This is a genomic window from Parasedimentitalea huanghaiensis (assembly GCF_009753675.1).
Taxonomy (GTDB): domain Bacteria; phylum Pseudomonadota; class Alphaproteobacteria; order Rhodobacterales; family Rhodobacteraceae; genus Parasedimentitalea; species Parasedimentitalea huanghaiensis.
The window spans coordinates 1-12,042 of sequence record NZ_WQLV01000032.1 but is presented as its reverse complement, the minus strand read 5'-3'; the positions used below and the strand labels follow the sequence as shown (position 1 = coordinate 12,042).

At 51.1% G+C, this 12,042-nt stretch carries 8 protein-coding genes and 1 pseudogene; 2 read left to right on the top strand and 7 right to left on the bottom strand.

Annotated features, from left to right (window positions below):
* The first annotated feature begins 229 nt into the window (after window positions 1-229).
* On the top strand, window positions 230-526 hold the full coding sequence (locus tag GO984_RS23245; protein WP_157024924.1) for a hypothetical protein: 297 nt from the start codon (window positions 230-232) through the stop codon (window positions 524-526).
* 67 nt (window positions 527-593) lie between these two features.
* Here the strand turns inward: GO984_RS23245 and GO984_RS23240 are convergent, their stop codons facing one another.
* From GO984_RS23240 to GO984_RS23210, 7 genes and pseudogenes are all read right to left on the bottom strand, one after another.
* A complete protein-coding gene (locus GO984_RS23240) occupies window positions 594-1,250 on the bottom strand; it encodes a hypothetical protein (protein ID WP_157024923.1) in 657 nt (218 codons plus the stop codon).
* Window positions 1,231-1,905, bottom strand: coding sequence for an RHS repeat-associated core domain-containing protein (locus GO984_RS23235; protein ID WP_157024922.1), 675 nt, complete (start codon window positions 1,903-1,905; stop codon window positions 1,231-1,233). Before GO984_RS23235 ends, GO984_RS23240 begins: the two co-directional genes overlap by 20 nt.
* A 41-nt stretch (window positions 1,906-1,946) precedes the next feature.
* Entirely contained in the window at window positions 1,947-2,870 is a 924-nt protein-coding gene (locus tag GO984_RS23230; RefSeq protein WP_157024921.1) for a transglutaminase family protein, read from the bottom strand.
* Between the two features lie 516 nt (window positions 2,871-3,386).
* Entirely contained in the window at window positions 3,387-4,058 is a 672-nt protein-coding gene (locus GO984_RS23225; RefSeq protein WP_157024920.1) for a hypothetical protein, read from the bottom strand.
* A gap of 139 nt (window positions 4,059-4,197) precedes the next feature.
* Complete coding sequence (locus GO984_RS23220) at window positions 4,198-10,791, bottom strand: RHS repeat-associated core domain-containing protein (RefSeq protein ID WP_157024919.1); 6,594 nt, start codon at window positions 10,789-10,791, stop codon at window positions 4,198-4,200.
* Between the two features lie 63 nt (window positions 10,792-10,854).
* A pseudogene (locus GO984_RS23215) lies at window positions 10,855-11,310 on the bottom strand (ATPase, T2SS/T4P/T4SS family); the annotation flags it as partial.
* A gap of 232 nt (window positions 11,311-11,542) precedes the next feature.
* The gene (locus GO984_RS23210; RefSeq protein ID WP_209279466.1) at window positions 11,543-11,746 is read right to left on the bottom strand and encodes a hypothetical protein; all 204 of its coding nucleotides are present in this window, start codon (window positions 11,744-11,746) and stop codon (window positions 11,543-11,545) included.
* A gap of 15 nt (window positions 11,747-11,761) precedes the next feature.
* Here GO984_RS23210 and GO984_RS23515 point away from each other — a divergent pair.
* A partial coding sequence (locus GO984_RS23515) for a hypothetical protein (RefSeq protein ID WP_209279465.1) occupies window positions 11,762-12,042 on the top strand: 281 nt, incomplete at its 3' end.

Below are 12,042 nucleotides of genomic sequence, written 5' to 3'. Positions count from 1 at the left end.
GAAAAGCCCAGTCGCCTTCGAACGGATGGTGGCTTAAACGAGCACTTGGGGCGGCACGAAAGCGCGACAGGTCCAATGCATATCCGCCACCCCCTCTTCACCGCTTTTGATAAAGCGCTCAAACCCGTGCCAACAAAAGCCACTTCGCTTCTTATTTGGCACCAGAACCGTGTAGACCCCGTCAACTCTTGATGTGAAGTAGAACCTTACTGAACGCTAGGAACAGCTGTTGCTGGACTGGCCACAGACCTCTACGTCATTGCTAGTGGCATCCAATCGGCGGTATTGGGACTGGCTTTTTATGGTGACCAGACGGCTGCAAACCAAGGCCAAACATCACTGCCTCCCGCCTCACCTGCCGATCACTGCGATGGAGATTTTCCAACAGAACCTGAAGAGTGTGGATGAGGTGGAGAATTTAGATGGGCTATCCGGCAAGAGGCGTGCCATATGGTTCCGAGAGGCCTCGATGATTGGCTTCCTGATCTCTCCCCCAGTGCGGCGGCAGCGCACATCAGAGCCGTGAAGTTGGTTTCTATGGGTTCTGCCATTTTCAGCTAGAGCTTAGGTATGTGCATCATGAAATCTTCGGTCTATTTGTTGTGAAATACTGTATGCGCACGCCCCGCCTTTTGCTTGGATAATCTGGTGTATTCACGAAACGCAATGTCATCCAAAGCTGAGAGACTGGAGAAAAAATCTTCGACGCCCATTTTTTTTGACTTAAACGAAACTATTAGGCCTATGAGGGCTTCAATCTGTTCATTAAGTGGCTGAGAGGCTGTTGAAAACTCTTCCAGCTCTTCTACAGTGCGCCACAGAAGCCATACTCTAACGCTTCGTTTGATGGGTTCATCAGGAAAGCTTCCCAATTGTGCCATTCTTTTGTTGGCTGAGGTATGGTAGTAATTGTGTTGCTCTATTAGGCTGAGGCACAGCCTTTTCAGGACAAGGTCATCATGTTCAAATAACGGGTCTACGTAACGATAGGCGTTTGAAAGCCCAACGCGACCGGAGTCAGATAGGATCCTGAGCGCAGCGACGTTGCAGTATCGATCTTTTGAGCTGAAAAGATCCTTGATTTCAGAGACGTTCGACTCGTTTATTTTTTTACAAATCATCTCCTCGAACCGAAGTGCTTCATCTACATCATCGGTTTTGGATAACATCTCTGCCAACTCAAAAACGGATTTTTCCTTTGATTGCGTTGCACCTAAATCGGTTTCTTGATCACCTTTCTTCCGCTTCATTTTCGCCCTCGCTTTCATTATCACCGTCTTCCGAGGAGCCTTCTTCATTTTCTTCTAACGCGCCTCTCAGACCTAGCTCGGCTTCGGCCTGTGCCCTGCTCTTCTCTTCGTTAGCTATTTTAGTGCGGTGTCCCTTCTTTTCTTTTGGACTAAGGCCGTGTCTGTTCTCCCGAAGCTCTCGCTCTCGTTGCTCGATGCTTGAGCCGATTAAATCAACATACTCTTCTAGTTCTTCGGTAGAGGCCCCCGTAAGGTCTTCGGGTGTTGGTAGATCAATCCCTGCCTTCCCACCATGTAAGTCAATGCCAAAAGGGTTTTCTTCGCTAGTGGAGATATTACTTAGTGGATCATTAGTCGTTGTCATCGTTGAGTAAGCGTATGCGCCTAGTGCAATCACTCCGAGAACCGCGAGAACGCCCCATCCGGGTGGGCCGCTGGCTGCGAGAGCTCCATCACCAACACACCCAGCTACACAGTTTCCGTTGGGATCACTTTTATTGATTGGGTCATTAAAGCTGTAGGCGTATCGGTTTGTTCCAACGCCGGGGTGAGTGGGGTCGTACCAATCAGGCTGAACAAACATTGCGTGTGACGATGTTGTGAGAAAAGCAAATATCGTAATTGTTGCAATCAACTGTTTCAAAATGCGGAACATTGGCAATCATCCATAACGTGTAAGTTCAATTGGTGGCTATCCTATCTTTTCAAAGGCCGCCAACCTAAAGATTCCGCCCTGTCAAACGCGCCCTGGTTGACCCGGTGAAGGTAAGCCAGATAGGGGCGCTGATCTTCTGGTACATCCTGCGCTGTTGGGTATTTCTCGTGAAATTCCGTGCGCAGAAGGTGGTAGGACGCTGTAGCCTTCTTAACCATGATGTAAGCGAACATTGGGTAATGTTCGATCAACATGTCGGCTACAGCCATAGCGTCATGGTAGCGCCCTTCTGCGATCAGCTCTTCGACAATCACGGCGGCTATGACCGCTACGGATTGTTCGGCATCCAAAGAGGTGAGGAACACGCCGTTGGAAACTGCCGCGTCGGTGATGGGCAGCAGATCACGATAGTGCTGATCACGCGCGCGCCCTGCTCCGCTTGTGGTCTCTAAGTTGTGCGTCGCGCCTTGATCATCGGTGAACTTTACGAAGACATGCAGAGGTGCCATGGCTGGCGTTACATCCAACCCCAGCCGTTGGCCGAGGATGATGAACAGAAACGGCATGGTGATGCAGTTGCCGCGCCGATCTTGGATATAGTCCGACAACAGCTTGTTACGCACATCAAGGCCGTAAGGATCATCATGGTCATAGCTGAAGGCGCGGCCATCATTCCATATTCCTGCCTGATAGATATAACGGCGGATGGTTTCGACCTTATCCCAGCTCGTCGCGTTTGGCGGCAGCATGGTGCGGATGGTGGCGATCATCTGGTCGATCTGAGCGAGCTGCGCATCCACATCGATGCTGGGATCGATCATGCGATCCACTTCGATTTTCACACGGGCAAAGTCGAGGCGGGTCATGTCGCGGGTGAACAGCTCACGCACATCCGCGCGGATATCCGCAAGTGCAGTGGAGGCGGTGAGAAGAAAACTTACAATAGCTATGAAGGGGAGACGCATTAGAATTCCAAGTTAAGATAATGTCACCGTTGGTTTTTCTGCGTCTTGCAATAGCTTACGAAGGCGGCACCAGCGCTCTTTGGTGGATGTCTTTGGTGGTCATTTCCCGCGCAAAATTCATCCATTTTTCACGCAGAGCGTAGTAAGTGGCTATGGGCTTTTGAGAAACGGCACTGCCGTGAGCTGCCCACTTGAATGGCCCAACTTGAAAGTTAGTGCGTGATTGGACCAATCATGTTGGGCTGCTTACCTCCATATTTGTAAAATCCGGCTCTCTTCCCGAGAATGTGGTAAGAAACAGATTCAATGATGACTGTCAGATTAGCGTGACCAAATCAACGCTTGTTTCCACCCAATTCAAGTCTGTTAAGCCATAGGGAGCCGACGACGCTTGAATAGTTGACTACTTGGCCTAAACCATCCCTTCAAAACAAACTTAGTCCTGATAACGCAACAGTCCCCATAGACTTGACCTTAGGGCTCAGCGTGAAGGGGACAAAATTTGGGGACTTGGGTTCAGCTAGGTTCACCTACAACTACAAAATGTTGCACGCCAATGATGTCTTTCGCTTTTGCACGCCGTCTAGAGAATTGGGCGAAATTCTGTTTCACCGCTTCTAGGCTTTCGCTTAATTTGAGCATAACCCCCTCACCTAAGGACGACACATCAAAGCCCTGCTCTGTCAATTCAGCACAAACCCCCGGGGTCATCAGGCTTTCAGGAAAGTAATTGGCAAAGCCAAGATTGAAGGTCTGCTGGTCGCCGTCAGCTCCGAAACTGCCCAAAGCAAAGGAGCTGAGGGCGCGTTGCTGCACTCGTTCCGCCTCTGTCTCACCGGTGACGAATTCGCCTTGGGGCAGCTCCTTCTCGCCAAAGTAATGCAAATAGCCTTGGCTAGGTTTGTATAGTTTACACCAAATCTCAAAAAGTCTCATATAATCAAGATTTTTGGCATAGGTTGCTCGGAGGTCCACACTGGCCGGCAAAAGGTCTCCCTTGGAATTTCGCCAGCTTTGCCCAAGCATACCTTCTACGCGTGGCGCTTTCATACGTTTCCAGTAGAAGTCCGAAACGGGCCGTTCAGGGTGACCGTCCCGCTCTTCTGCTTCCGGAGCCCAGAAGGGTTTTACATCTTCAATTCTGGCACAAGGCAGCTTTTTGCGCAGGTCGGTATCATCCAGACCCACCCGCTCCGGCTGCAGGCGTGGGTCGCTGTCATATAGGGGTTTCAGCGCCTGTTGGGCGAAGGCCCAACCGTGCGTTTGCACGGTTGAGCTTAATGTCAGAACAATTGAACTTTTTGCCATTTCTCTATGCTCTCCTCGGTTAGAACTTAACTTGATCCCAACCGCTCAGATCGGGCCGATACCTTATTACGCTGCCGCCAGTACTCTCAATAGCTTTCATCAACCTCGGATGAATGGTTTGATTGGATGGGCCTAGAATGAGGTTCAGAGGCATTCCAGCATCTTTTGCCGCCAAATACTGACTACGCATCTGCCTAGTATATCGCATGGTTTTAACATCTTTGATTTCAAGAATGCCGCCCACTCCACGGCCCATACCATCCGGAATGGTATTCGCAAGCGAGGTCTTGAGTGTCTTGGTGTTTTTGGTCGTGCCAATTGAATTCAAAACAAAGTTTTCGAACTCCACTCCGCGTATGCGATTCGCCTGCAGGCCTGTATTGGCCTTATGGAAATCCGACGCTTCCAGAGCTCCGTTAACCTTCTTGCCCTCCAGTGCCGCGACTGCCTTTTGACCAACCCAATCCGCATCTATTCCAACCCGTCCCAAAAAATTCTTCAAAGGGTTCCTTAAGTAACTTCCAAAGGGTATCCTATCCAGTGCTAGGTCAATGGCGAAATCCAAAACAGCGGCCCCAACCATGGCAGGGTTTCCTGTAGAAATTCCAACGACAATTTTGGTGAGCCTGTCCACGTTTTCAAACACATCCAAGATAGTTGAAAAAGCGTTCCAGGCGAGCAGAGCGACACCCAGAAGCGGTATGGCATTACCGTTCGGATCTTTCAGATTGACCGGATCGTTAAAAGAATAGCTGTACCTGTTAGTCCCAACGCCCGGCTCGGTCACCTCAAACCAATCGGGTTGAATGAACAGGGCCAGCTCCGGATCGAAATAACGTGCATTCAGGAACTGCAGGCCAGCATCGGCGTCATAGCGTTCACCGACGAAGCCTTTATTTTCCTCCAGCATGGTGCTGTCAAACTGGCGATCATAGGACGTGGTGCCGAAGGCCAAGAATGCCGTGCGCTGCGCTGTGGCCCCCGCCGCGTTTGACATGCCGATAACCGAACCCAGTTGGTCGTAATGCAGGTAATCCATACGCGCGCTCAGCGCGCCCCCGTAGGAAATTCGCACCTCATCAGCCAGATGAGTCACCATTTCCTCAACGCTCGATCCCTCTCCGAAATGGCGGATCTCGGTTCCGTTGAGATATACGGTGATCTCCTGTTCCGAGGTACCGGCTTTCTCAATCCTCTGCAGACGCGAGCCATCGGAGCCATAGACGTATTTGGTTGTATTGCCGTTATAGGTCACACTTTGCGGGCGGTTCTCACCGTCATAGGTCATTACCTTGCCGTGTAGTCCTTCGGTCATGTTGCCATTGGCGTCATATTCGAAGCGTTGGGTGACCAGGGGGCTTACTTCGGTGATTGTTCCGGGTGCATGACCGTGGAAGGAGTTGCCATTGCTTCCCACTGTCTTGGTCGACGCGTAGTTGTAGGTTCCAACCCTGCTGTTGAACCGCATCCGGCCCGCCTTGTCATAGGCAAAAGTCTGATCCACCTGAGTCGAAACATTGGATTTATTGCCCCAATATTGTGCACTCAGCAAACGACCGGCATAATCATAAGTATATTCCAGATCGCCCTGATGGTTGATCGAATTGACCTTTAAAACCCGCCCAGACACCGATTTTGTATAGATCGCATAGGCAAGGTTCTTATTGTTAGCGTCATAGTGGCGCATTGAGGTGACCCAACCACGCGCGGCATCAAAATAGTTCCGTGTCCGCGCACCATTTCCATAATGGCGTTCGGTCATATTGCCCCATAGATCATAGGTCGTCGAGGTAATGTAACCGCCAAAGGCAACCTGACGATCCGCGGTGTCATAGCTAATGGCCGGTGTCCATGTGCGGCTGGTTTGCCCCGGTTTGTAGAAGTATGTCTGCCGGGACAACTGGCCCGAAATCGTGTATTGTGCCGACCAGTTATAAGTCTTTCCACGCACCGTATTGTTTTGCCAGACGACGTTCCCGCGGCGGTCGTAGCGGTTTTCGACAACATGGGCATCTGGCCCATCGGTCCACTGTTTGGTCAGGAAACCAGTATAGTAATTGCCGGCAGCCTTTGTACTCTCGTCCCCATCATAGCGCATATAAGTATTGGTATATGAGACATGCGATCCGTTCTCGCTCTTCAGCTGAACCCGCTTTCGCACGGCCCGACCCAGCGCATCATACCAGAAGTAGATTTCCTGCCCTTTAGCATCGACTTGGCGTTTCAGGGAATTGTCAGCATTATACTCCATGGACCAGCGCCCCAGCCCAGGGTCTGACTGCTCAACCCGGTTGCCATAGACGTCGTATTTGTAGGTGAAGGTCAGTCCGCCTGGGTCAATGACCTGTATCAACCGGCTCAGATGGTCGTACTCATAACGTGTGTAGCGCCAAATTCCAGTTCCCGTGTCCACATCCGTCAGAGCCCGGTCAGGCTCGAAACGCCACAGGATGTTCCCATCGGCATCGACTACCTGCTGACTCTCTTCACAAACAGTCGCCTCATTCCCATCGTCGCACTGTTCTCCCCAGACATTGACCTGCGGAAAGTAGGTTCTCTGTCCAGTTAGTTCTGTACGCCGCTTGTTAGAATAAGTGGTCACACGCTGCGCACCATTGGCGAAAGTCATCTGCGTCACCCGGCCGGCAGGATCATAGGTAAAGCTGGTCCGCTGGTCTTCGGTGGCATCATTGTTGCCCGCATCCGCCCAGGAGATCGGATTCGACTCCCAAATCTTGCGACCACGTGCATCCAACCGTCTCAGAATTACACTTGCGGTATTGATAGAACTCGTCGCCCCAGAAGTCGTTTCTTTATATACGTTACCGGCGCCGTCAAAATACTTGCGTCTGTACTGAGTCTGCTGACCGCTCAAGGTATTGGAGGATTTCTGAGAGGTCTCGATATATTGCGCTGTAGCGTTGCCAATGCTCACATAGTTTGTTTTGAAGTCCTGGCGCGTTGCATTTTTGGTGCCCCAGGCAACGCGCTTCATCGTTTCTCGACAATGCACATCATTGGTATAGCTGGTGACCAAACCGTTCGGATCAGTCACCGTGGCCGGTTTCTGGCAAGCGGTATTCCAAGTTGTAGTCTGCAGGTGCCCTTTTGCATTGGACACCGTGGCCTCGAATATTCCTTCCGGCCCGGTATAGGTGTAGGTTGTCGGATGGTTGAGCGCGTTCCGCTCTTCGGTTGGGTTACCGTTTTCGTTATAGGTGACCCGACGTACAATACGCGAAGTATCTTTGCCGATGGTGCCAGTCCAAATTCGGTGCAAGGTCGCATTGCCCCTTATCGGCGCTTCCCAGAGACCGCGGTCGTCATACTGGAAATATTCCGCATACAACCGGTCAGGGTTATTTTTGCTGGTCGAAGGCGTGGTGCCTTTGTGGGTCGCCCTGATAGCAACTTTATTAACAATATAGGCTGAAGTATTTGCATTATAGCGATACCCAATCGAGGTGTCGTCCTGAGCCCCATCAAAGCCACGATCAATTTCGGTTAGAACTTCATTGTACTGATTGTAGGTGAAGTCTTTCTGCCTGTAAATCAGCCGGTTTCCATGCCGAGCACCAACCCGTTCGCGAGTTTTCATCGACCGATAAGGGCCGTTGCCAGACTTGACCACCGACCATGTGTTCTGAGTGTCTTTGTAGATTGTTGAGCCATATTTAATGAACTGGCGTTTGACCAAACCTATTTCGGCTACGTGCCCGGTCATATATTCAGTGACTTGCACCAGCTCTTCGGTTTCATCGCCCACAAGTGGAAGGGTTACTTGGACTTCCTGAAAACCAAGCGGCTTACGGGCGGTATAGTCAAAACGTCCATTCTTATACCCAAAAGTAACGGTCCGAGCGCCGCCAATCCCTGGATCGGTTGTGACCGTGTGCACCAGTTGTCGAACATAGGGCGTCTGATCATCTGGGAAATGAGTGGATGGCTTAAAGGTCACATCTACTGTTTCACCCAGATTTGTGGTGATCTTGGTAATCCGGTGCCCAGCTTCACTACTACCAAACAGAATACGAGGTCGAGATTTGCTGGTGCTGTCACCAAAGGCAAGATCCTTCACCCCGTCACCGTTGAAGTCGCCAATGGTGCCAAAGTCGCGGATAATTGCACCACCAGAGAACATCTTCTGTTCAACAAAACCGGTCCCAGTCGACAGGAACATCCGAATTGGCCCAGGGCGTTTGCGCTTGGACCAGGAATATGTGGCGTCATCAAAGCCGGCATAGACAACCACATCGTCCAAGCCGTCGCCGTTCAAGTCCGTCGCTATAACTGCATTCGCGTAATATTCATTGTTCGACATGCCAAGCATATCGACATTTTCAAACCAGGTTGACCGACTAGAGAAGGTGCCGTCGCCGTGCCCAGTGGCCACTTTCAGGTCTAATTGATCTACACTGGACAGAGGCGTGTCATAGCCGTCAACATTTCCAAAGCGAACCGAATCGAGAATGCCATCTCCATTGAAGTCACCAAAGCCAAAGGACCAATAAAATAGATTGCGGACATTAGCACAGCAAGTGATAACGCGCTCGCTACTATAATGCTGGTCAATATATCCATTTTCATTGACTAAACGGAGACAGTACTGCGAAGAATGGCCGCTTTCAGTCGCCTTGAATAGAACATCATCAATGCCGTCGCCATTCACGTCAGCAACTCGCGCATTTACCCAGGTGCGTCCTGTGCAACGAGGATGTGTGATATTGGAAAGCGTCTTTTTGGGGAAGCGTTCTGACGCAGTGTCGGCAACTTCATTTACGTCGTGAATGACATCGCGAATCATAACTTCGATTTCAGGATCACCGTCAAAATTTCCGGTCAACCAATGCACCCGATCAGTCGCCCTAGCGCTATCTACCTGAAGGTTGTTGTACCAGTTGGCAGTTAGGGGGTTGGCCTCAAGATACCGCTTATCCCCGGTGTTGGTGAAACGGCCACGAATAGCCATGGGCCTGTTTTGATCCGGTGTCCACCGATTCATACCCAGGAAGGCCCAATAGGATCCACCGTCTGTAAACCGTCCGCTGGGGATTGCATATGCGGCAGAATTACGAGTCATATTGCCGTTGATATCAAAGGTAAAATGACCTGACCGTTCGCGGTAGTGCGGGTTACCTGTACCGTTAGGTTTTACATCCAGAGCTAGGATTTCATCGATACCATCGCCGTTGGTTTCTACGGTTCGAATATGACCGTGGAAAGTTTCACCGGCGGTATCGGCACCATGGCGCCCCGTGGAGCTATGAACACCATTGTGCACTTTGTTCGGATGCACGTAGGCATTGTGGTTTTCATACCAACGGTTCTGAACCGTGTAGCCGTCTTCGGTGTATTCAAAGCGATGCGAAGGTAGGGCCGAACCCGCCGAAGTCCCATCGGTGCGGACCGAGAAGTTATTGCCGATCGGCCTGATCTCACTTAGCAGCTTTTTCCGAGTTACCGGTGTAGTGTCATAAACCAGATCATAAGCACGGATCTTAGTGCTGTTGTGCTTGATGGTGACGGCTTCCAGCAGTTGAAACTGCTTCCCGACAAATCTGGTGCCGGTGGTGAAATGTGCCACCGGTTGAGCCTGCTGAATGTAGCGGAACTCAACTACATAACCTGCATATTCGATCTTGTGCGGCCGTTCTGGATAACCCTGCCAATAATAGGATTTACCGGCAGTGTTAAATTCGTAGGTAAAGTTCACCACACCCATGTTTTCCTGAGTGTCTTCAATACGACTCAACAACCATTTGCGACGCTCGCGCATGTTCTTGTAATCATCGCCCGCCACCGTGGCGCTGGGAGCCAGCGCGTGCACGTTCTTGTATATAAATTTGACCCCGTTCTTCTGGGTCAACTCGAATTCGTTTCGGCTGGAGATGAATTTGATACGGAAATAGGTTTCATTTAACGTGGTGAAATGCCCACCGGCGGAACAACCCGCCGAGCTTTCAGACTTTACATGGCTGCTAGCATAGGAGGTCGAAGCCCCCGCAATTGTGACCGGGCCATTGCTACATTTGAGCATCTCCATTCCATCAAGCAGGAATATATCCTTGCCACTCTGATAAGTTGGCGCGCCGCGGCGAGACGAGACCCGCTCGATTGATGAAAACCCCTTCAAATTCCAACCTGGTCCCATCAGCGACATCGCACCATTAACCCCGGTGTGCTGAGAGTTGTAGACAAAGCCCAGTTTGGGCTCCAAGCCACGGTACTTCGGCATTTGAACGGGGACTTGATACAAAAGCTCTCCCGCAGAGCTTGCGTATTCAGCTGCGCTTTGCACCTTGCCCATGCTGTCCAGACCTGCCAGCCGCTCACCGTCCTCGGATCCATCCGATGGTGCGCTGGACATCGCTGCGACAGCACTTTCCATCGTCGGTTCGTCGCTGTCAGGATCAGTCAGTTTTTCTGCCCCGTCGGGCACTTCACCTTCAATGCCTATCTTTGCAGCGGCTTCCTCTGCGATCTCTACAGGGCCATCAGTCGCGACATCAATTGAGGGCTGCAACGTTTCTGTACCGAGTTCTTCGGCAAAAACTGGCTCATGGAACGCTAAAAGTGAAATTAGAAGGCCGGACAGAGTAAATGCAAATCGCAACACAATAATACCTTAGAAGTCAAAGTCAAAATTCCGTGAAAGGTAGCTGACAACCTCCCCGTGTCAACCCATGAGTGCATTTAATTTTCCATTGCCCGCCAGGATTGGAATTTGTTTTTGTACAAGGACTACATTCAGAGATGTCAGTGAGCGTCTAAACTCACCCACATTGGACCTGTCGCGTTTTGATACCGCTCCTTTGATAGCATTTATTACACCAAAGAAGACGAGCTCTGGGGCAGAAAAGAACGGATAAATCCCGTGGAGGTTGTATTCCACTGGGTCTTCGGTCGTCAGGATTTTGCGGTCGTCGCGGTTGAGATGGGAGAGCGCCGTATACAATGTTGTGGTCTTGCCTGATCCGGTTGGTCCAGTGATCAGAAACAACCCGCTGGGCTGTACTATCACAGATTTGATTTGCTGGGTGATTTCACCGTTGAACCCTAGTTGCGCCCAGCCTAGCCGCAGCGCCTTTGGATCAAGCACCCGCGCAACAATGCTCTCACCATAAGCAGTGGGAACCGAGGAAACACAAGGCGGATGACTGGACCGTCGCTCTCATCGCTCCGTGCCACCTGCTGGTCAATTTGGCGCTGCTGATCCGAAGTCAGAGCGTGGCCATCCTCTCCCTGTGATGCGGACAACATCGTTCTGACAATCCGTGCCGAAGTAACCGCAAAAATCACACCACCATCCGGATGGAAGTTCAGCTCGTCTTGGATTGCCTTGTCGCAAGGTTTGCTAAGAAGGATCAGAGGGGCCCCTGTGGCGCAAGCACAGGAACCAGCGCGTTAGAGTTGCAATAGTTAGGCGACAATAAGCCCAGCCGTGTGGTATCCAGTCGGTAATCCGAGGTGTCTACGACGTAGCGCAACCCGGCCAATTCAGCGACATGCGGAAGTAGCGTGTCCTCTTCTATCAATCCCAGTTTGAGAAGAGAGAATTCTTGGCTCATCGCAACCACTGAAGAGTGGACCATGAGAAAGACAACAAAAGCACGCAAAAGCCTTGGCGAGAAGATCATCAAATGGACCACGCGCAAAAAAACATTCATCCCAAAAGAAGATCAGGATTGTCCAGGTTGGCCCGCTTTGATGAGGACACCACCCTGCGCCTGAACAGCACCCCACTGCAGGTGGAGTTCGACGGCGCCACGTATGAAAGTGAGCCTCCTCCAATGAAGTGGTCCGCCCCTATGATTAGGAAAGCGGAGGACCTGAGATGGCCATTAAGAGACCCAAGCCTGAAGAG

Bases quoted from the DNA above. Each gene is read 5' to 3' on its own strand.
- GO984_RS23240 (WP_157024923.1), bottom strand. From the start codon at position 1,250: ATGAAGCGGAAGAAAGGTGATCAAGAAACCGATTTAGGTGCAACGCAA.
- GO984_RS23235 (WP_157024922.1), bottom strand. From the start codon at position 1,905: ATGTTCCGCATTTTGAAACAGTTGATTGCAACAATTACGATATTTGCT.
- GO984_RS23230 (WP_157024921.1), bottom strand. From the start codon at position 2,870: ATGCGTCTCCCCTTCATAGCTATTGTAAGTTTTCTTCTCACCGCCTCC.
- GO984_RS23210 (WP_209279466.1), bottom strand. From the start codon at position 11,746: ATGAGCCAAGAATTCTCTCTTCTCAAACTGGGATTGATAGAAGAGGAC.